General features: G+C 68.5%; 17 protein-coding genes. 8 read left to right on the top strand and 9 right to left on the bottom strand.

All coding sequences use genetic code 11. From position 1 onward, the window contains the following. Positions 1-26 precede the first annotated feature (26 nt). A complete protein-coding gene (gene aztA / locus MMF93_RS27770; RefSeq protein ID WP_242755745.1) occupies positions 27-722 on the bottom strand; it encodes a zinc ABC transporter ATP-binding protein AztA in 696 nt (231 codons plus the stop codon). 60 nt (positions 723-782) lie between these two features. On the opposite strand from aztA, the gene aztB reads away from it, so the two are divergent. The 4 genes from aztB to aztD all read left to right on the top strand — a co-directional run bounded on the left by aztB (position 783) and on the right by aztD (position 5,169). After that, a complete protein-coding gene (gene aztB, locus MMF93_RS27765; protein WP_242755744.1) occupies positions 783-1,637 on the top strand; it encodes a zinc ABC transporter permease AztB in 855 nt (284 codons plus the stop codon). A gap of 20 nt (positions 1,638-1,657) precedes the next feature. Continuing rightward, positions 1,658-2,893 carry a hypothetical protein gene (locus tag MMF93_RS27760; RefSeq protein ID WP_242755743.1) on the top strand — a complete coding sequence of 412 codons (1,236 nt, stop codon included), beginning with the start codon at positions 1,658-1,660 and terminating at the stop codon, positions 2,891-2,893. Continuing rightward, a complete protein-coding gene (aztC, locus tag MMF93_RS27755; protein WP_423835539.1) occupies positions 2,890-3,840 on the top strand; it encodes a zinc ABC transporter substrate-binding protein AztC in 951 nt (316 codons plus the stop codon). The genes MMF93_RS27760 and aztC overlap by 4 nt, the downstream gene beginning before the upstream one ends. A gap of 138 nt (positions 3,841-3,978) precedes the next feature. Beyond that, positions 3,979-5,169 (top strand): zinc metallochaperone AztD, encoded by a 1,191-nt coding sequence (aztD, locus tag MMF93_RS27750; RefSeq protein WP_242755741.1) that lies wholly within the window; start codon positions 3,979-3,981, stop codon positions 5,167-5,169. Between the two features lie 239 nt (positions 5,170-5,408). On the opposite strand, the gene MMF93_RS27745 is transcribed toward aztD, so the two are convergent. From MMF93_RS27745 to MMF93_RS27730, 4 genes are all read right to left on the bottom strand, one after another. After that, complete coding sequence (locus MMF93_RS27745; RefSeq protein ID WP_242755739.1) at positions 5,409-5,891, bottom strand: DedA family protein; 483 nt, start codon at positions 5,889-5,891, stop codon at positions 5,409-5,411. A gap of 319 nt (positions 5,892-6,210) precedes the next feature. Continuing rightward, complete coding sequence (locus tag MMF93_RS27740; RefSeq protein ID WP_242755737.1) at positions 6,211-7,728, bottom strand: MFS transporter; 1,518 nt, start codon at positions 7,726-7,728, stop codon at positions 6,211-6,213. 141 nt (positions 7,729-7,869) lie between these two features. Next, positions 7,870-8,475 (bottom strand): class I SAM-dependent methyltransferase, encoded by a 606-nt coding sequence (locus tag MMF93_RS27735; protein ID WP_242755735.1) that lies wholly within the window; start codon positions 8,473-8,475, stop codon positions 7,870-7,872. A gap of 420 nt (positions 8,476-8,895) precedes the next feature. Next, the gene (locus MMF93_RS27730; RefSeq protein ID WP_242755733.1) at positions 8,896-9,606 is read right to left on the bottom strand and encodes a TetR family transcriptional regulator; all 711 of its coding nucleotides are present in this window, start codon (positions 9,604-9,606) and stop codon (positions 8,896-8,898) included. Positions 9,607-9,690: 84 nt separating this feature from the next. Here MMF93_RS27730 and MMF93_RS27725 point away from each other — a divergent pair, with 84 nt between their 5' ends. Genes MMF93_RS27725 through MMF93_RS27715 form a run of 3 tightly spaced genes read left to right on the top strand, consistent with a single transcriptional unit; the run spans position 9,691 to position 12,767 of the window. Then, positions 9,691-10,647, top strand: a complete 957-nt coding sequence (locus tag MMF93_RS27725) for an ABC transporter ATP-binding protein (RefSeq protein ID WP_242755731.1) — start codon at positions 9,691-9,693, stop codon at positions 10,645-10,647. Further along, on the top strand, positions 10,644-12,272 hold the full coding sequence (locus MMF93_RS27720) for an ABC transporter permease (protein ID WP_242755729.1): 1,629 nt from the start codon (positions 10,644-10,646) through the stop codon (positions 12,270-12,272). The genes MMF93_RS27725 and MMF93_RS27720 overlap by 4 nt, the downstream gene beginning before the upstream one ends. Positions 12,273-12,284: 12 nt before the next feature. Next, positions 12,285-12,767, top strand: coding sequence for a nitroreductase family deazaflavin-dependent oxidoreductase (locus MMF93_RS27715; RefSeq protein WP_242755727.1), 483 nt, complete (start codon positions 12,285-12,287; stop codon positions 12,765-12,767). Between the two features lie 79 nt (positions 12,768-12,846). On the opposite strand, the gene MMF93_RS27710 is transcribed toward MMF93_RS27715, so the two are convergent. Next, on the bottom strand, positions 12,847-13,311 hold the full coding sequence (locus MMF93_RS27710) for a hotdog family protein (protein WP_242755725.1): 465 nt from the start codon (positions 13,309-13,311) through the stop codon (positions 12,847-12,849). Positions 13,312-13,444: 133 nt separating this feature from the next. Between MMF93_RS27710 and MMF93_RS27705 the strand changes: the two genes are divergently transcribed. Then, positions 13,445-14,098 (top strand): TetR/AcrR family transcriptional regulator, encoded by a 654-nt coding sequence (locus MMF93_RS27705; protein ID WP_242755723.1) that lies wholly within the window; start codon positions 13,445-13,447, stop codon positions 14,096-14,098. Between the two features lie 26 nt (positions 14,099-14,124). Here MMF93_RS27705 and MMF93_RS27700 read toward each other — a convergent pair whose 3' ends face one another. The 3 genes from MMF93_RS27700 to redH form a co-directional block, all read right to left on the bottom strand. Next, the gene (locus MMF93_RS27700; RefSeq protein WP_242755721.1) at positions 14,125-15,084 is read right to left on the bottom strand and encodes a lysophospholipid acyltransferase family protein; all 960 of its coding nucleotides are present in this window, start codon (positions 15,082-15,084) and stop codon (positions 14,125-14,127) included. Positions 15,085-15,232: 148 nt separating this feature from the next. Further along, positions 15,233-16,585 (bottom strand): aromatic ring-hydroxylating oxygenase subunit alpha, encoded by a 1,353-nt coding sequence (locus tag MMF93_RS27695; RefSeq protein WP_242755719.1) that lies wholly within the window; start codon positions 16,583-16,585, stop codon positions 15,233-15,235. A gap of 93 nt (positions 16,586-16,678) precedes the next feature. Further along, entirely contained in the window at positions 16,679-19,387 is a 2,709-nt protein-coding gene (gene redH, locus MMF93_RS27690; protein ID WP_242755717.1) for an undecylprodigiosin ligase RedH, read from the bottom strand.

Here is a 19,387-nt window from a genome sequence, read left to right as displayed (position 1 = left end):
GAAGCGGCGGGCCGGCGGCGAAGCATTCAGCGCGGTCCCCAGAACGCGCGCAGTGCGCTGTCGGTGAGTACGTCGCGTGGTTTCCCTTCCCCGATCAGCCTGCCATCCACAAGCAGCAGGCAGTGATCGGACTCCTTGGCCGCGGCCAGGTCATGTGTCGCGTGGACCACCGTCGTCCCGTCGGCCGCGACGTCGCGCATCACGGTCGCGATGCTCTCCCGGGCGGCCACGTCCAGGCCCGTGGTGGGCTCGTCCAGCAGGATCAGGTCTGCCTCCTGCGCCAGCCCCTGGGCTACGAGGACCCGTTGCCGCTGGCCTCCCGACAGCTCGCCGAGCTGCCGGGAGGCCAGTTCGCGCACGCCGAGTCGGCCCATGCTGTGGTCGACGACACCGCGGTCCTCGGCGGTGAGCCGTCGCCAGGGGCCCCGGTGGGCCCAGCGGCCCATCGACACCGTCTCGCGGACGGTGAGCGGCAGCGTGTCGGATACGGCGCTGCGCTGGACGACGAAGCACGGGCGGGACGAGCGGCGCCGCTCGATGGTGCCGGCGGTGGGCGGGTGCACGCCGGCCAGCACGCTCAGCAGGGTCGACTTTCCCGAGCCGTTCGGTCCCACGACAGCTGTGATCGCCGACGTCGGTATCGATGCGGTGAGTTGGCGCAGGACCGGCCGGCGGGCGTACCCGGCGGCGACGGTGCGGAGCGAGACCTCGCAGGTGGTCACGGAAGCATGCCCTTCACTCAAGTTGCGATGAAAATCGTTTTCAATATAGTCTGCCGAGCCATGGAGTGGTTGACCGACCCGTACGAAGTGGCCTTTGTCCAGCGGGCCCTGTGGAGCGGCATCCTGGTCTCCTTGATCTGCGCCACCACGGGCACATGGGTCGTGCTGCGAGGCATGACCTTTCTCGGCGACGCGATGTCGCACGGCATGCTGCCGGGGGTGGCCATCGCCTCGCTTCACGGCGGCAGCCTGCTGGTCGGCGCCGCCGTCAGCGCCGGTGTGATGGCCTGCGGCGTGACGGCCCTGGGACGTTCGCGTCGGCTCTCGCAGGACACGGGCATCGGTTTGCTCTTCGTGGGGATGCTGTCGCTCGGCGTGATCATCGTCTCGCGATCCCAGTCCTTCGCCGTCGACCTGACCGGGTTCCTCTTCGGAGACGTTCTGGCGGTGCGCGAACAGGACTTGGTGAACCTCACCGTCGCGCTGTGCGCGGCCACGCTCATCTCCGCGCTGGGCTACCGGTCCTTCCTGGCCCTCGTCTTCGACGAGCGGAAGGCCCACACCCTCGGGCTGCGTCCCCGCCTGGCCCACGCGGCGCTGCTGGGGCTCGTGACTCTCGCCATCGTCACGTCCTTCCACGTGGTGGGCACCCTGCTGGTGTTCGGGCTGCTGATCGCCCCGCCGGCGGCGGCGTTGCCGTGGGCGCGCCGGGTGCCGGTGGTCATGTGCGGTGCCGCGCTGTTCGGCATGGCGGCGACCTTCGTCGGTCTGCTGCTGTCCTGGCATCTGCGCACCGCGGCAGGGGCGACGATCGCCGCCGTCGCGGTTGTGCTCTTCTTCCTCTCCGCATCCACCGCGGGGCTGAGACGCCGCCGGGCCAAGGACGCGCGGCCTCTTCCCGTACTCGAAACGTGAAGGGAACACGAACACCGGTCATGACCTGGAACCACAAGAAGGCCGCGACTGCTTCCGCGGCGTCCCTGACGCTGGGACTCCTGCTCCTGGGCTGTGCCGACAGCGACGAAGGGACAGGCGGAAAGAGCGCCAGTAAGCCCTCGTCCTCCTCGGCACCGCACGGCTACATCCCGGGAGCACAGGAGGCCGCGGAACAGCAGTCCCGTCTCGTACTCGGCGACAGCACGAGCGGCACCCTCGAGATGCTCGACCTCATCGAGGAGAAGACCAAGCCGCTGGGCCGCATGCCCGAGGGTGCCCGCCTGCTCACCGACGGCCGGTTCGCCTACGCCGCCTCCGGCAGCGGCACGAAGATCTTCGACAGCGGGGCCTGGATGGTCGACCACGGCGACCACGTGCACTACTACCGCGCCAAGACGCGCGAGATCGGCACCCTGCGGGGAAAGAAGCCGGAACACGTGCACAGCAGCCCCTCACTCACGGCGGTCACCTTCGCCGGCGGCAGCACCGAACTGCTGGACCACGCACAACTGGAGAAGGGACGCGTCAAGGCGACCGCGACCCTCGGCAAGCCCGCCGCCGGCCCCGTCGTCCCCCTCGAGGACACAGCACTCGTTCCCGCCGCCGGGCCCGGCGGCGAAACCGTGGTGGAGGTACGTGACCGGCACGGCAAGAAGAAGACCGTGCTGCGCGAGACATGCCCGGACCTCCGCGGTGCGGCGGTGACCCGCACCGGGGCCGTCTTCGGATGTGCCGACGGTGCGCTGTTCGTCTCCGAGAAGAAGGGAGAGCCCCACGGCGAGAAGATTCCCTTCGGCCGGAGCGTTCCCGACGCGGAACGCCCCACGTCCTTCCGGCACAGATCCCTCGGCTCCACGCTGACCGCCAAGGCGGGCGAGAAGGGCGTATGGGTGCTCGATGTTCCCGACCGTGAGTGGAAACTGGTCGAAACCGGTCCGGTGACAGCCGTGAACAGCGCCGGTGAGGGAACGCCGCTCCTGGCCCTGGACGACTCCGGCACACTCACGTCGTACGACATATCCAGCGGCGAACAGATCGCCGACAGGAAGCTCCTCTCCAAGAGCGCGGAAGACGACGCTCGCCGGCCGGTGATCGAGGTCGACTCGAACCGCGCCTACGTCAACGACGTGGCCGCGAAGAAGGTCTACGAGATCGACTACAACGACGACCTCCGCAAGGCCCGCTCCTTCTCCCTGGACGTCGCACCGTCCGTCATGGTGGAGACGGGACGGTGAGCGCCGGCGCCCACCCCGCGCTGTCCCGCCGCTGTGCGGTGCCGCTTCTCGTTCTGCTGGTCTGCGCCGTGCTCGCCGGCGTGACGGGCTGCTCCGGGCGGGCGGACGAACGGCCCACCGTGGTGGTCACCACCAACATCCTGGGCGACATCACCCGGCAGATCGTCGGCGACGAGGCCGAGGTGAAAGTGCTCATGAAGCCGAACGCCGACCCCCATTCCTTCGGCGTCTCGGCAGCCGAGGCCGCCGAGATCGAGAGCGCGGACCTGGTCGTCTACAACGGCCTGGGCCTGGAGGAGAACGTGCTGCGCCACGTCTCGGCCGCCCGGGACTCGGGTGTGCCCACGCTCGGTGTCGGCAAGGCGGTCGGTCCTCTCACGTACAAGTCCGACGAGACAGCGGGCCGGCGCGACCCGCACTTCTGGACCGACCCGTACAGGGTGCGGAAAGCCGTCCGGCTCATCGGCGAGAAGGTGGCCGGGGAGGTCGACGGCGTCGACGAGAAGGCCATCGCCGCGCAGACCACCGCCTACGGGGAGAAGGTACGGCGCCTGAGCGCACAGATGAGGGAGCGCTTCGCCGCCATACCGAAGGAACGACGCAAGCTGGTGACCAACCACCACGTCTTCGGATACCTGGCCCACCGGTTCCGTTTCCAGGTCGTGGGCGCGGTGATTCCGAGTGGCACCACCTTGGCCTCACCCAGTGCGGCTGACATGAAGTCCCTGGCCACGACGATCGACAAGGCGGGCGTCAAGGCGATCTTCGTCGACTCCTCGCAGCCCGACCGCCTGGCGCGCGTCCTCAAACGGGAGAGCCACATCGACGTCGCCGTGGTTCCGCTGTTCTCCGAATCGCTGACGGAAGAAGGCAAGGGCGCCGCCACCTACCTCCAGATGATGCGCGCCAACAGCAAGGCCATCGAGAGCGGACTCACCCGGTCCTGACCACCGCTCCGGCGCCGCACCGGCCCCCTACCGCGACCCCGGACACCGGACGCCCGACACCGGGACACCACAAGACCGGACACCGGGACACCACAAGACCCGACACCGGATGCCGGGCACGAAGAAGGGAAATCACCCATGACCACCACGTCCCGCACGAAGAGAGCCGCAGCCGTTTCCGCTCTCCTCGCCCTCTCAGCCGTCGTCACCGCGTGCGGCTCAGAGGATACGGACGAGGCTGCTGCGAAAACCTCCGAGAAGCCCGCTGCCGCAACCGTCCGGCAGCCGCTCGTCGCCACCCACGACGGCGGGATCTACGTACTGGACGGCCAGACCCTGAAGATAGCCGGGGACGTTCCGCTTCCGGGCTACAACCGGGTGAACCCGGCCGGGGACGACAAGCACATCATGGTGTCGACCTCCCGAGGGTTCCGGGTTCTCGACGCGAGCCGCCAGAAGATGACCGACACCCTGTTCAAGGGTGCGGAGCCCGGTCACGTCGTCCTGCACGCCGGACACACGGTCCTGTTCACCGACGGCACGGGGAAAGCGACCGTGCTCGATCCGGCCGACCTCGGCGAGACGAAACCCGAGACCGAGACCCACACCTCGCCCCACCCCCACCACGGGGTCGCGATCAAGCTGGAGAACGGCGAGTTCGTCTCCACCCTCGGCACCGCGAAGGAGCGCAAAGGCATCGTCGTCGCCGACAAGAACGGCAAGGAGATCACGCGGAACGAGAAGTGCCCCGAGGTGCACGGCGAGGCGACCGCGAAGGACGAGGCGGTGGTCGTCGGCTGCGAGGACGGCGTCCTCGTCTACAAGGACCACAAGATCACCAAGGTCGACAGCCCCACCGAGTACGGACGGATCGGCAACCAGAAGGGGCACGAGGACTCCGACGTCGTCCTCGGCGACTACAAGCAGGACCCCGAAGCCGAACTCGAACGCCCCGAGAAGGTCTCTCTGATCAACACCGCGACGGGCAAGATGAAGCTCGTGGACCTGAAAACCAGCTACACCTTCAAGTCGCTGGCGCGCGGCCCGCAGGGCGAGGCTCTCGTACTGGGCACGGACGGGAAGATCCATGTCATCGCCCCCGAGGCCGGCAAGGTGACCAGGTCCATCCCGGTTCTGCAAAAGTGGAGCGAGCCCATGGACTGGCAGCAGGCGCGCCCCGAGATCTTCGTACGCGGCGGTACGGCGTTCGTCACGGACCCCGAGAACAAGAAGATCTACGCGGTGGACCTCAAGTCCGGGAAGAAGAAGGCGACCGGCACGTTCCCCAAGAAGCCGAACGAGCTCGCGGGAGTAACCGCGACACACTGACGGGCAGCTCCCTGCCCCGTCTCCCAGCGGCTCCCCGCCCCCACCCGGCGCGGCAGCGCTCCCCCGGCCCGCGACGGTGAGGGCCGGGGGTCAGCGCACGACGCGTGGTCGCCCTGGCGTCGGCCCCCCGCTCCCCGGTCCGCAAGGGCTGGAGGGCTGGCGGGCCGGCGGAGGAACGGATGCGCGGGCTGGGGGCGGGGGCAGCGGCCCGGAGCACGGCAGGGCGGCAGACCCCCTCGTCACGATTTCGCTGCCGGGGTGTCGCGGGGCGCCGCAGCGGCCCGCCTGCGGCGGAACACCACCGCGCCGCAGACCGCGAGAAGAAGGACGGCGACCGCGGCCACACCGAACGCCGTCCGCTGGGCGGACAAGCGTGTCAGCACTTCGAGCGCGCCGAGCCCCACGGTCGCGTACAGCAGCGCCCAGCCCGCTCCGCCGAGGAACAGCGCGGGAAGGTAGCGCGGCAAGGGCATGCGCATGCTTCCCGCGAAGAAGTTGGCAGCGGTCTGGAACCCCACGGTCAGGAAGGAGACGGCCACCACCGGCGCACCCCACCGCTGGACCGCCCGTTCGACGCGACGGAACCTGGCCGAGGACATACGCTCGGCGAACCTGCTGCGCCTGCCGCCGGCAGCGGCGAGCCATCCGACGGCGAACGTCCCGCCTGCCCGCAACAGCACGATGGCGTAGAGCCCGGCGGCCGTGAGCGCGATCTCATCCACGGTGCCTCGCCCTCGACACCGGGCCGTGGTCTGCCTCCCGCGCCACCGCCGCCCGGTTCCGCGATTCCCGCCTCAGCGGCCCCGCGAGGGTCACGAGTCCGGCCTCCATGTCCGCTCTGCCGCACGGCCCCGCTCCCACGTCCGCGCCGGGGCGGTACCGGTGTGACCGATACCGACGCGGAGTGCCGTCGCGCCTGGTACCTCCAGGCTCGGTGTCCTGCCCAGGACTGCCCGGCACAGCCAGACTAACCGAACGCTCCCTGCCTCGGCCCACCGCGCTGAGCAGCTCTGGGCCTCCCGGCAGTGACCCTCTCGCCCGTCACCCGCCGCTTCCCGCCCCCGGCGCCGGCGCACCGGCATCGGCCGTCTCGGGCTTGATCGGTTTTGCGGTGACGAGGACCGCTGCCAGCACCGCACCGAGCAACATCACGGCCATCGCCACCCACGTCGCGGCGGTGAAACCGTGCACCACCCCTTCGCGGACCACCGCCCGGCGCATCTTCGGGTCGCGCAGATGGTCGTGCACGTAGGTGTTGGTGATGCTGGTCGCCACGGTGTTGAGCAGTGCGGTGCCGATCGACCCGCCCACCTGCTGCGCGGTGTTGACGGTGGCCGAGGTGACCCCCGAGTCGTGCGCGGCCACACCCTGGGTCGCCGTCGAGATGACCGGCATGAAGGCGCAGCCGAGCCCGAAGCCGAACAGCAGCTCCGCGGGCAGCAGGTGGCTCACGTACGACGAGTCGGTCTCGAGCTGGGTGAGCACTGCCATGCCGGCCGCCGCCAGCAGCATGCCGGGCGCCATCAGCAGCCGCGGCGGTACGTGGGGCAGCAGCCGCGCCGAGACCTGCGTGGAGCCGAGGATGATCGCTCCGCTGATCGGCAGGTAGGCAAGCCCGGTGCGCAGCGGTGAGTACCCCAGGATGCCCTGCATGTAGTAGGTCAGGAAGAGGAACACCCCGAACATGCCGAGGGTGGCGAGCCCCATCGTGAGGAAGCTGCCCGCGCGGTTGCGGTTCTTGACGATGTGGAGCGGCAGCAGCGGAGTGCGGGCGCGGCGCTGCCACAGCACGAACAGCACCAGCAGCAGTGCGCTGCCGCACAGCAATCCGAGTACGACCGCGTCGTCCCATCCGCGCGGTTCGGCCTCACTCACACCGTAGACGAGGGCGATCAGACCTCCGCAGCCCAGAACGGCCCCGGGGATGTCGAGGCGCGCCTCCTCGTGCCCCGGCCGGTCGTGGAGGAGCCTGAGGGCGCCCAGGAGCGTGAGCCCCGCGAAGAGCACGTTGACGTACAGGCACCAGCGCCAGTCCAGGTACTCGGTCAGCACTCCGCCCAGCAGCAGTCCGATGGCCGCGCCCGCACCGGCGATGGCGCCGTACACACCGAACGCCTTGCTCCGCTCCTTGGGGTCGGTGAACGTCGTCGAGAGCAGGGACAGCGCGGACGGTGCCAGCAGCGCGGCGAAAACACCCTGCGCGGCGCGGGCTGCGAAGAGCATCCCGGAGCTGCCCGCGGCGCCGCCGACCCCGGAGGCGACGGCGAAGCCGATCAGGCCGATGATGAAGGTGCGTTTGCGCCCCACCAGGTCCGCCACGCGCCCGCCGAGCAGCAGGAGCCCGCCGAAGGCCAGCGTGTAGGCGGTGATGACCCACTGGCGGTTGTTGTCGGACATGCCCAGCGCCCGCTGCGCGGAGGGCAGCGCGACGTTCACGATCGTCGCGTCGAGCACGACCATGAGCTGCGCGAGCCCGATGACGAGAAGCGCCCACCACCGGTGCGGGTCGGCGACGCCGCGTGCCTCGTCTTCACTCGTCTGCACCCGCGAATGGGACATACATCTCAGAACACCACGAATTTCCCCAGCTCGCACGCGCACGCCGGGGCCTGTCGGGCCGGCGCTCGAAGGGCGGCGCCCGCCGACCGGCCCCCGGCTCAGCCGAGCCCGCCGTGCCCGGTCACACGCCCCGTACAGGTCTCACCGGCGGTGGACGCTGACGGCGTAGCCGCCACCCTCGTACGGGTCGGCGTCCCAGGTGGCGCAGCGGTCGACGAGGGCGAGACCGGCCGCGGCGCAGTAGTCGTCGTACTCGGGAAGCGTGATGCTGGGCGGCACAGGCAGGTGCGCCGCGTCCAAGCCGAAGCCGGCGACCAGGAGGCCGCCCGGCCGCAGTGCCGTGGCCAGGCGCTCGACCACCGTGGCCTCGGTGCCGGCGGCGAGCAACGGGAAGATGTTGCCTGCGGCGACCACCAGGTCGAAGTCCGCCGCGACGCCGAGCCGGTCCGGCTGGAACTCGGCCAAGTCGTGCTGGAACCAGGGCAGGCTCGGCGCCTGCTTCCTCGCCATCGCCAGCATCGACGCGTCGCGGTCCACTCCGACACAGTCGTACCCGAGCTCCGTCAGCCGGATCATGACCCGCCCGGTACCGCACCCGGCGTCCAGCACCCGCGCCCCGGCAGGCACCAGAGCCGCGCAGAACCGCGCCTCACCGTGCACGTCCTTCCCGCTACGGCTCAGCGCCGCGAACCGTGCGGCGTACTCACTTCCGGACGTCTCCCCGGTCAGCTCATTCCAACGGCTCATGAGACCAACAATAGGTCGACCGTGCCGGACCCCTCGTCGTCGGGCAGTGGTGCCATCGCCGACGAGCCACATCGAGTGCCGGTCTGCCCCACTCGCGAAGACGCGCACCAAGGCAGCTGTGAAGAGGGGGAAGAGAAGCACCACGATCGCCACCATCAGCCACTTCGATCCCACCGGCGGCAAGGTCCCTGGCAGCCATGTGAGCGCGGCGAGCAGCAGCAACACGGCACTCGCCCCGGCCGCGATTCCCCCGTGCAGCGTGAAACTCCTCCCCATGTCCCCGGAGTCTGCCACGCGCGCCGCTCCACCTCATTGCCGAGGCTCGGCAGAGTTGTCCGCTTCCCGATGCCGGGCTCCGCTTCGGACCAGCAGCTGTGCTGGGTCGCCACCCATACTCAAAACCGTCTCATAAATGAGGCTTCACTTTTTGAGATGCCGGTACACCGTGGCACGGGACACACCCAACCGTGCGGCGATGGAGTCGACCGTGTGCTCCCCGGACGCGTACAGCTCGCGAGCCAAGCCCGCAGCCTCCTCGGTCACCGTCCTGGGGCGCCCGCCGCGCGCCCGTCGGGCGCCGGGCGCGGATTCCGGGAGCAGCCGCCACACTCCGGCGAGCAGGTGGTCCCTAAGCACCTCGTTGGAGAGTTGCGGCATGAGCGCGACCGGGTCCGTGACAGCTGAGACAGCCTGCGCGACGGCAATGCGCTCGGAGATGCCCGCGCCCTCGCCGGCCCCCACCTCGATGCCGTACTCCATCGTCCGCAGCAGACGGCTGAAAGAGTCCGAAGGTGTGGCGGGCAGCTCCCTCAGCAGCGTGACCAGAGTGTTCCGATAGCGCAGGAAAACGTCGAGCCATCCCGTCACCAGGGTGCCCCGCACCGCTGCGACCCCCCCGCTTCCCTGCTGGTCCAGCGCGTCGGTCAGCACCTGTTCCAGTTCGTTCGTCATCGGGTCCAGCAGGTCGCCGAGGATCTGCGCCTTCGAGGAGAAGTGGTAGTACAGCGCCGCCTTGGTGATGCCCACGCGGTCGGCGACCTCCTGCAGCGCGGTCGCGTGGTAGCCGCGCTCGACGAACAGTCGTTCCGCCTCGCGCAGGATCCGCTCGCGCGTGGTCGTCTGCTGGTTCATTTTTCCATTCCCTTACTTACCTCTGGTCAGTTGTACGCTACGCTCCACTTACCAGAGGTAGGCAGAACGGCAAGGAGCTTTGCAATGCTGACCAACGTCCCGTCGCCCGGTGGTGATCCTGGTGTCGCGATCAGTATCCGCGACCTGGTGAAGACCTTCGGAGACACGACGGCGCTCGACAGTCTCCAGTTGACGGCCCGCTCCGGAGAGGTCCACGGCTTCCTCGGGCCCAACGGCGCCGGCAAGTCCACCACCATCAGGGTTCTGCTGGGGCTGCTGCGCAAGGACTCCGGCCAGGCCACTCTGCTCGGCGGCGACCCGTGGAACGACGCGGTCGAACTGCACCGGCGACTGGCGTACGTGCCCGGCGACGTGAACCTGTGGCCCAATCTGACCGGTGGAGAGGCGATCGACCTGCTGGGCTCCCTGCGCGGCGGGCTGAACGACACCCGCAGGCGGGAACTCCTGGAGAAGTTCTCCCTCGACCCGAGCAAGAAGATGCGGACCTACTCCAAGGGAAACCGGCAGAAGGTCGCCCTGGTGGCCGCGTTCTCCTCCGATGTGGACCTCTACATCCTGGATGAGCCGACGTCCGGACTGGACCCGCTGATGGAAGCCGTCTTCCAGGAGTGCGTCCAGGAACTCCGGCAAGCCGGCAAGACCATCCTGCTCTCCAGCCACATCCTGGCCGAGGTCGAGAAGCTGTGCGACCGGGTGAGCATCATCCGGGAGGGCCGGACGGTCGAGTCGGGCACCCTTTCCGAGCTGCGCCACCTCACCCGGACCTCACTCAAAGTCGAAACCGAGACCCCTCCTGCGGACCTCCAGTCGCTGTCCGGGGTGCACAAGCTCGTCGTGGAGGGCCACCAGGCGGAGTTCGAGGCGGACACCGCCCGACTCGCTGAGATCCACCGCCATCTGGCCTCGCTCGGAGTCCGTTCACTGACGAGCGCCCCACCGACACTCGAAGAACTGTTCTTGCGGCACTACGGCGACCAGTCGGTCACGGAGCCCGCCGAGACGGTGGTCGGTGCCCGATGAGCGCGCTCGCGGGTACCGGCGTACTGACCCGGCTGGCGCTGCGGCGTGACCGTCTCCGACTGCCGCTGTGGGTGGTGGGCCTCGCCGCGCTGTTCGCCTCCATCGGCAACAGCATCTCCGACCTTTACGACTCCGACGCCGCACGGCTGGAGAACGCCCAGGTCCGCGCGGACAACGTGGTCACCCGCGCCTTCACCGGCCCGGCCCCCGGCAGCTCCTCCGGGGCGTTGACCGTCTCGGAGGGCCTGGTCTTCACCTGTGTGCTCGTCGCCCTGATGAACATTCTGCTGGTGGTGCGGCACACACGTCAGAACGAAGAACTCGGGCGGGCCGAGCTGGTGGGATCCGCGTCTGTGGGGAGACACGCAGGTCTGACCGCCGCCCTGCTGCTCGCGGCGCTGGCAAACGCCGCGCTCATCGTGCTCAGCACCCTCGCCCTGCTCGGCATGGGTATGCCGGCAGGAGGGTCCGTGCTGGTCGGGGTGGCGCTCGGCACCGTCGGCATGGCCTTCGCGGGACTCACCTCGATCGGCGCCCAGTTGACCGAGAGTGCCCGCGCCGCGACCGGACTGGGCGGGCTCGTCCTGGCCGCCACCTTCTTGCTGCGAGCGGCAGGTGACGCCTTCGGAGACACGGCATCGGACGATGTGACGGTCAACCCCGCCTGGCCGAGTTGGATCTCCCCCCTCGGCTGGGGTCAGCAGCTGCGTCCCTACGGAGAGAGCCGGCTGTGGCCTGTGGCCCTGCTGCTGCTCTGCTTCGCCGTCAGCGTGCTGGTCGCGGTACAGCTGAGCGTCCACCGGGATGTCGGCACCGGGATGCTTCCCGCACGGCGCGGCGCGGCCCGGGCCCGTTCCTCGCTTCTCAAGCCACTCGGGCTGGTCTGGCGCCTGCAGCGCGGCCTGCTGCTCGGCTGGATCGTGGGCATCGCCGTGTTCGGTGCGGTCTTCGGCGGCATCGGCGACCAGGTCGAAGACCTCTTCAGCAGCGAGGAGAGCGCACAGTTCGTCCGGGACCTGGGGGGCGGGGGTGACCTGGTGGACGCGTACTTCGCCGGGATGATGGGGCTGCTCTCGGTGGTGGTGGCCGGTTTCACCGTCCAGGCGCTGATCCGGCTGCGCTCCGACGAGGAGAACGGACCGACCGAGGCCGTTCTCGCCACGGCCGTGAGCCGGACGCACTGGGTGCTGGCGCACGCTGTCATCGCCCTGCTGGGTACGGCACTGGTCCTGGCCGCGCTTGGGCTGAGTGCCGGGCTGGCGTACGGCGCCGTCTCGGACGACCTGACAGGCGCCTTGGGTGACCTGCTCGAGACGACGCTCGCGCAGCTCGCCCCGACCGCCGTCCTGGCCGGCTTCGCGTTGGCGGTGTTCGGCATGCTGCCGCGGGGCGCGGCTGCCGTGACCTGGGCAGCGTTCGCAGTCTGCCTGGTGATCGGCCAGTTCGGGACCCTGCTGGACCTGCCGGACGCGCTCATCGATGTCTCGCCCTTCACTCACCTGCCCGACCTTCCGGCCGAGTCACTCACCGCCGCTCCGGTACTGGTCATGTCGGTGCTGGCCACGGCACTCGCCGCGGTGGGCGTGGCCGGCTTCCGCCGACGCAGCCTCGCGCTCGGTGGCTGAGAGGAGAGGCCGATGGAAATCGTCAAAGAGGTGAACCGCCCCACGGGCATGACCCTTATGGTGCTCAAGCTGCCGGTCCACCTGTACAGGATCGGTCTCGGCGGGCTGCTGGGGGGTCGCATGCTCATGATCAATCATGTCGGCCGGGTGACAGGCAAGCAGCGCCGCACCGTCGTGGAAGTGATCCGGCACGAAGGGGGAGGCAGGAGCTACCTGATCGCCTCCGGGTGGGGGCCGAAAGCCGACTGGTACCGCAATCTGCTGCACCGCCCGCACGCGACCGTCCACATCGGTGGTCGGACGAGGCAGGTACGAGCGGAACCGCTGCCTTCCGAGGAAGCCACGGAGATCATGGCGGATTACTACTGGCGGAACCGGCGGGCGGCGAAACATCTGCTGCCCAGGCTCTACGGCTATGCGGTCGACGGCTCGATGACCGACTTCTACGCGGTGGCCGAGCGCGTACCGGTGCTGAGGCTGGTACCGGTCAGGTAACCCGAACCGTGCGGCCCGCCCGGCCCCCGACGGGCGGGCCGCACTCCTCGCCTCCTCTCCCCACGGGGCAGCCGGGCACTCAGACGAGAAAGAGGGAGACGGTGTCCGCCTCGCAGGCCGGGTGCAGGCGCCCACCCTCGATCTCCACCGTCATCCGGACCGAGACCAACCAACCACCGGGTACTCCGTAGGCCCCCGAGAGTTCGCCTTCTCCCCGGACCCGGGAGCCGATCGGAACCGGGGGGCCGAAGCGGGCCCGTTCCAGTCCGAAGTTCAGCGCGCTCTTACACCGTTCAACCGTGAAGATCTCCCGCATCATCGCGGGCAGCAGACCCAGCAGCAGGGGGCCGCCGATCCCCTGGCCCGCAGCACAACCGCCCCAGGCGCCGGTGCCCTCCTCGACCGCCGCACGACGGGCCGGGTCGCCACTTGATGCCGCCGCGAAATCGCACACTCGGCGGGGGGTGAGTTCCAGCCAGTCGCTGTGACCGAGATGCTCCCCTTTTGCTGACACCAATTCGTCCAGCTCGGAAAATATGCGCATGCTCCGATTCTGTGCACCGCAGCGTGACCGGACAAGAGCCCGCCACTGCTGCCCAACAGCCCCTCAATGCCCGGTCAGCGGAATTTCAGCAGAACGTCAGTGGAAGGGAGGGTGTCTCGATAGAATTCGACGTATGGCTGCTGCTTCCGCCGACCGCGGCATAAGGACCCGGACGCTGCTGCGGGACGCCGCAGTGGAACTCATCGTCGAAGAGGGTTGGGGCCGAGTGAGCACCCGGAAAGTGGCCGAGCGCGCGGGGGTGAAAGCGGGATCGGTGCACTATCACTTCTCCACGCTCACCGATCTGCTGGTCGAGGCCACGCTGGGCAGGCTGGCAAGCCACAGCGAAGCGCTCGCGGAGAAGAGGCTTCTGGACGCGGCCGCGGCCGGACGCTCGTCCGCCTCGGACACAAAGCTCGCTCCGGATGGCGCCGGCGCGTGCACGGCAGTGCTGATGACCGAGGCCTTGCGGGCCGCGACGCGGGTGCCGAGACTGCGCGCCGGACTCACCGAGATCCTGCACCGGCGGCACGCTGCCATCATGTACGGGCTGGAAGGGGACGACCGCCTGCCGAACGCGGCGAGTACGTCGGCGATCCTCGGTGCCACGATGAACAGTCTGTTGCTGTATCGCTTGATCGACCCCGTGGTGCGGGAGATGAAGCTTGAAGAAGTGCTTCTTCGCATGACGAAGCCCCGTACGCAAGAGCGGACCGGATCACGGGAAGGGGTGGGTCGGTCCACTGCTGCGCCGCGGACCGACCCACCGTCCCCGTCAAGCAGGTGACCTCTGCCTGCCCAGCGGAAGCGCCCTCAGGAGAAGAGCGAACTCCGGCGCCCGACGGTCTCGTTGAGGGCGTGCTGCACCGTGTCCTTCACCTCTCCTGCGAGTTTCTCCACGAGCCGCACATCCTGCGCCGAATTCTCCGGAAACGTGTCCGTGTGCACAGGCGGGTGCAAGCGGATGGTCCATTTCGTCGGCATCGGAACAAGTCCCAGCACGCCGAGCAGGGGGAAGGTCGGCGTGATGGGAAAATAGGGAAGCCGCAGCATTCGGGCCAGAGTGCGGGACTCGCCGATCATGGGGTAGATCTCCTCTGCCCCCACGATCGAGCACGGGATCATCGGAGCCCGCGCGCGCAACGCGGCGGCGGCGAAGCCTCCGCGTCCGAAGCGCTGAAGCCGGTAGCGCTCCTCGAAGGGCTTGCCCAGTCCCCGATATCCCTCCGGCATGACCCCCACGAGTTCTTCCGCCTCGAGTAGCCGTTGTGCGTTCTGTGGGCAGGCACGGACATGGCCGAGCTTTCGTGTGACGTCCCGCAGGAGGGGGTAGGAAAAGGCAAGATCAGCCGCGAGCAGCCGCAGATTCCGGTGCGCGCCGTGGTGCTCACGGATGGCCATCTGAAGCATGAGCGCGTCCAGAGGGAGCGTCCCGCTGTGGTTCGCCACCACCAGGGCGGCCCCGTCGGCCGGTATGTGCTCCAGCCCCGAGACCTCGACTCGGAAATACTTCTCGTACAGCGGGCGCAGGGCCGGCATGAGCGCCTCGTCGACCAGGGCCGGATCGAAGCCGAAGTCGTCCACGGCACCCTCGTCCGACGTCAGCCGGCCGTAGAGTTCCATGCCGCCGGCCACGAGTTCCTTCAGCACGTCCGCCATCAGAGAACTTCGATCGCCGGCACCGGAGGTGTACTCCCCGTTGCTCTCGCGGTCGCTCCGGGGGCCGCCGCTCCGGCTGCTCGACGGCGCGGGCAGCTCCTCATCCGGTGCCATGCGCTCTCCTCATTGGGTGTTTGCTGACGCTGCGAACTGTCGTACTGGGCGACGGCCCACGACACGACGGCGCTGCCGCCGCGCCGCAGGGGTGCGGCCCCGTGTCGAACAGGGCCGCACCGCGCCGCCTCCGTCCAGAACTACCTGCTCAGGACCGCGCTGCCGCGCGGTCCTCGGACCAGTTCCTCACCTCCTCTGACTCCGGTGCTGCCTGCCCGTTGTTGCTGCCGTTTCCGTTACCGGCGACGTGGCCGTTCCCAGGGGCGCCTCCGGTTCGCGGGGAACTGCCGTTCCTGCCGCTGGACGCGCCGTTGCGCGTCCGGCCGTTCGCGCGCGCAGAGGTACGGCCCTTGGTCTCGGCCGCGGTGGACGGCTGCCCGGTCCGTGTCTCGTCGGTCGCCATGTCCAGCTCACCGACCATGCCGTCGGACACGTCCGCGGCGGCAGGGGTCCCCTCACGGCGCTCCCTGGCCTCCCGGAGCAGCCTGGCGCGGGTCTTGATGAACTTGGCGTTCATCTCGTCCACCGGAATGAACTTGTTCACGCCGCCACCGCTGATCCGGGGCTCCTGCCGAGCCATGATCTTGAAGTCCTGCGGGTCCTGGACGAACTTCTCCAGGTAGCACTGGAGCGTGGACATCGCCCGCCGCAGCTTCTCGTGCCGCAGGATCGGCTTGAGCTGGGGGAACTCGTAGACACGGAAGATGTGTTCGGTGTTCTCCTCGTCGATCGGCGAGAACCACGACGTCGTCGCGAAGGCCTCGGTCTCCACGTGCACCATGCACGGGAAAGAGAAGGTGATGACGTAGTGGATGCTCCGCTCGGGGTTGTCCTCCTCTCCGTGGTCGAACGAATACCGGAAGGTCATTCCGTCGTCGTCCGTCTCCACGTGGTGGTTGTGGATCATGGTGGCCTTGAGGTAGTTCTCCTTGCCGTCCAGCCCGAACTTCTTCTTCGTCCCGTAGAGGAACATGAAGTCCAGCCAGTTCAACCAGTGATCCCGGTGCACGTAGGTCACGTGGTAGAACTCCTGGACGCTTTCGATGTACCGGGTGTAGTGCACCGGCTTGTTCCAGGAGATCGTGTCGTAGACCCGGTCGTTCTCTTTGATCTCCCGGGGAGCGATGATCTCCGGCAGCTCGCTCTCCGGACGGTCATCGCCCCACCACACCCAGATGAGACCGTGCTTCTCGCGGACCGGATAGACCGGCACCTTCAGCGAGCCCGGTATGCGGGCGTCCCTGCCCATCGCCGGGGTCAGCGTGCACTTGCCCTCGGGATTGAACAGGAAGCCGTGATACGGGCACTCGATCGCGTTGCCCTTCATGCGGCCGTCGCCGAGCCAGGCCCCCTTGTGCGGACACCGGGCTCCCTGACACACCACTTTCCCGTCGATGTCGCGCCAGAGGACGATCTCCTCACCGAGCCGGCGGATGCCCTTCGGCTTTTTGTCAGTGACATCCCCGGATATCGCTACGGGATACCACAGATCGGGAATCATGCAGTCCCTCTCTCCTACGATTTCCCACCGAGGACCGGTGGGCGTCCTGACCTCGGCACCGGGCCCGCTCGCGGCGGAGCCACCGCCTTTTGGTCAGGGGTTCTCGACGACCTCGACCGTGCCGGCGTCCCCGTCGACCACGATCAGGTCACCGGTGCGGATGACCTGGGTCGCGTGTTTGGTGTTCACGACCGAAGGCACGTTGAATTCCCGCGAGACGATCGAACTGTGCGAGAGCATCGACCCGATGTCGGTGACGACACCTCCCGCGATGGCGAACAGCGGAGTCCACGTCGCGTCGGTGTAACGGGTGATCAGGATCTCCCCGGCCTGAAATTCGTCAGCTTGCCAGACGAGTTCCTCGATGACGCGTGCCCGGCCCACCACCCGCCCGGGACTGGAGCCGAGTCCTTCGAGGCGTTCTCCGTCGGGGACAGGCCGAACGGCGGCGGTGGGATCGCACGTGCCCACGAAGGTGAGCGGGGGCTCCGGCAGCCGCTTGTGATATTCGTGCAGCCGGCGGGCCCGCTCGATGCCGGACCGGTCGAAAGCTTCGGCCTCCGAAGCAGTGCCGGCCAGGTATCCCCGGATGTCCTCGAAGTCGAGATAGGCCACCTCGCTCGTGGAGTGCAGCACGCCCGCCTCCAGCAGCCGCCTGCCCACCTCGTAGACCACGTTTCGTACCAGCCAGATCGAGGTGATCATCGACATCCGGGCGATCTCACGCAGTTCGCTGTAGGTCCGGTACATCGCGATCGCCGTCTCCACGGCTTTCCGCTTGGGCAGCGACAGCCGCTCCAGCGCCGTGTGTGAGGTGGTGTCCTGGTGGCTGCCGCTGCGTCGGAGGATGTCCTCGCTGGAGTAGCCGTCGGCGGCATAACGCCTGATCATCTGGAAGACATATGACGGATCGTCGATCCACCGGGCGTGAGTGATCTCCATTTCCTGCGGCCCACGAGTGCCGTGGTCACGGAGGAAGGGGTCCATCCACTCCTTCCAGAACAGCGCCCCCTCCTCATCGGCACGCAGCGTCGCCGCCACGCTCTCCAAGGGTGTTTCGTCGATGATCCGCAGCACCCGCGGGCGGTCCTTGGCCGCCTGGGCCACCCTCCAGATCTCTTTCGCCGACTCCACGGTCCGCAGATTCGACATATCGGTCTTCACGCGGTTCTGCAGGTTGTCGCCCTCGTTGCCGAGCCACTGCTTGCACAGCTCGGCCAAGACCGCGTAGAACCCGAAGGCGTGAATGTAGTACGGCATGTATCCCACATGCATGTCGTGGAAGTACGCCAGGCGGCGCCGCAGTTCTGCATCGAGTTCGCGGCGGCTCATCCGGGTCAGGTCCACAGCCCGGTCGCGGTCGAACTCGTAGGCGCGCGAGGAAGACATCCGCTCGGCTCGGGCCTTCATGTCGGTGGCCTCGTTGGCGGTGGTCCGCAGCCAGAAGGCGATCGACAGCGCGTCCGCGATCCCTCCGGGGAATGCGCCGAAGGGGTTCTCGTAACCGGTGAGATCCACCTCCTCACTCACGAACCTGCTGGTGAATCGCCACTGGTCACGGGTGGGCAGGCACTGGGCCATCACGTAAGCGCTGTAGGAGATGTTGAGGTACACATGTCCCTGCACGTAGCCCATGGGCAGGTCCGGATCTCCGGTGACACGCGCCCCGAGCGCCGAGGTGCAGTCCAGGTGGACATGCTGCTGGTAGTAGCGTGCGAAACTCTCCCCCAGTGGGGTCATCAGCCCGACGAAGATCTCCCCGATGTCCATCCGGGACCAGAGGGTGTCCTGCTCGATCTTCTCTTTCTGCGGGGTCACATAGGGGGTTACGGGGCCGGTGTGCGCGGCTGCGTTGCCCGCCTCGGGACCGGTGGTGATCGGCCGGGTCTGGAAGAACCAGAGCGTCCCGTCGCGCATGCCCCACTCGATGTCCTGTTCGGAGCCGTACCTGCGGCGCAGGAACAGGGCGTGCTCGCAGAGTTCGGCCAGCTGTTCCGCGTTCAGGCACGGGACATTGCGGGCCGCCGCCTCGACCCTGGTCATCCCGATCTTCCCCGACCCGAGCGGGGCGCACTTGGTCACCTTGTGGCGGACGCGCTCCTCGACCACCTCCAGGGTTCGGTCATCCACCACGAAGAAGTCGCTGGAGACCCGGCCGGACACCAGTCCCTCCCCCAGCCCCTGACATGCCTCGACGACGATCCGGTGCGGGCGGGCGCTGACCGGGTCCACGGTGAAAGCGACACCACTGACGTCGGAGTGGACCATCTCCTGCACGACCACCGCGATGGCCCCGGGCCCGCCGTCGACCGCACGGTAGGCCGTCGCCCGTTCGGACCACAGCGACGCCCAGCAGGTGCGGACCGCGTCCAGCAGTGCGGCGTCGTCGGCCACGTCCAGCACCGTGTCGTGCTGTCCCGCGAACGACTGCTCCGCGGAGTCCTCTCGAGGCGCCGAGGAACGGACGGCCACCCGGCAACGCCCCAACCGCTCATAACCGGCGAGGATCGCCTCGGCGACCGGAGAGGGGATCTCGGTGGCCAGTACGCGCTCCCGCGCCGAGCGGCCATCGAGCGCGTGCAGCTCATCGGCCAGACCGCTCTCTTCGAGGAACGCGGTGTACAGCCCCGTGGAGAGGCAGAGGGCGGGAGGCACCGGCAAGCCGTCGGCCAGCATCTCGCCGAGCCTGGCGGCCTTCCCGCCGAGGACGGCGGGATCGGGCCGGGGCCCCTCGCCGAGTACCACGACATGTTCCGCGTACGGGCCGGACACCGGTGCGTCGGTCTTCGCCTGTGTTGTCAT

This window comes from Streptomyces tubbatahanensis, from assembly GCF_022699385.1.
Classification (GTDB): Bacteria; Actinomycetota; Actinomycetes; order Streptomycetales; family Streptomycetaceae; genus Streptomyces; species Streptomyces diacarni.
This window is presented reverse-complemented; position numbering and strand designations above follow the sequence as displayed.

Bases quoted from the DNA above. Each gene is read 5' to 3' on its own strand.
- aztB (WP_242755744.1), top strand. From the start codon at position 783: ATGGAGTGGTTGACCGACCCGTACGAAGTGGCCTTTGTCCAGCGGGCC.
- MMF93_RS27760 (WP_242755743.1), top strand. From the start codon at position 1,658: ATGACCTGGAACCACAAGAAGGCCGCGACTGCTTCCGCGGCGTCCCTG.
- aztD (WP_242755741.1), top strand. From the start codon at position 3,979: ATGACCACCACGTCCCGCACGAAGAGAGCCGCAGCCGTTTCCGCTCTC.
- MMF93_RS27740 (WP_242755737.1), bottom strand. From the start codon at position 7,728: ATGTCCCATTCGCGGGTGCAGACGAGTGAAGACGAGGCACGCGGCGTC.
- MMF93_RS27735 (WP_242755735.1), bottom strand. From the start codon at position 8,475: ATGAGCCGTTGGAATGAGCTGACCGGGGAGACGTCCGGAAGTGAGTAC.
- MMF93_RS27730 (WP_242755733.1), bottom strand. From the start codon at position 9,606: ATGAACCAGCAGACGACCACGCGCGAGCGGATCCTGCGCGAGGCGGAA.
- MMF93_RS27725 (WP_242755731.1), top strand. From the start codon at position 9,691: ATGCTGACCAACGTCCCGTCGCCCGGTGGTGATCCTGGTGTCGCGATC.
- MMF93_RS27720 (WP_242755729.1), top strand. From the start codon at position 10,644: ATGAGCGCGCTCGCGGGTACCGGCGTACTGACCCGGCTGGCGCTGCGG.
- MMF93_RS27715 (WP_242755727.1), top strand. From the start codon at position 12,285: ATGGAAATCGTCAAAGAGGTGAACCGCCCCACGGGCATGACCCTTATG.
- MMF93_RS27710 (WP_242755725.1), bottom strand. From the start codon at position 13,311: ATGCGCATATTTTCCGAGCTGGACGAATTGGTGTCAGCAAAAGGGGAG.
- MMF93_RS27705 (WP_242755723.1), top strand. From the start codon at position 13,445: ATGGCTGCTGCTTCCGCCGACCGCGGCATAAGGACCCGGACGCTGCTG.
- MMF93_RS27700 (WP_242755721.1), bottom strand. From the start codon at position 15,084: ATGGCACCGGATGAGGAGCTGCCCGCGCCGTCGAGCAGCCGGAGCGGC.
- MMF93_RS27695 (WP_242755719.1), bottom strand. From the start codon at position 16,585: ATGATTCCCGATCTGTGGTATCCCGTAGCGATATCCGGGGATGTCACT.
- redH (WP_242755717.1), bottom strand. From the start codon at position 19,387: ATGACAACACAGGCGAAGACCGACGCACCGGTGTCCGGCCCGTACGCG.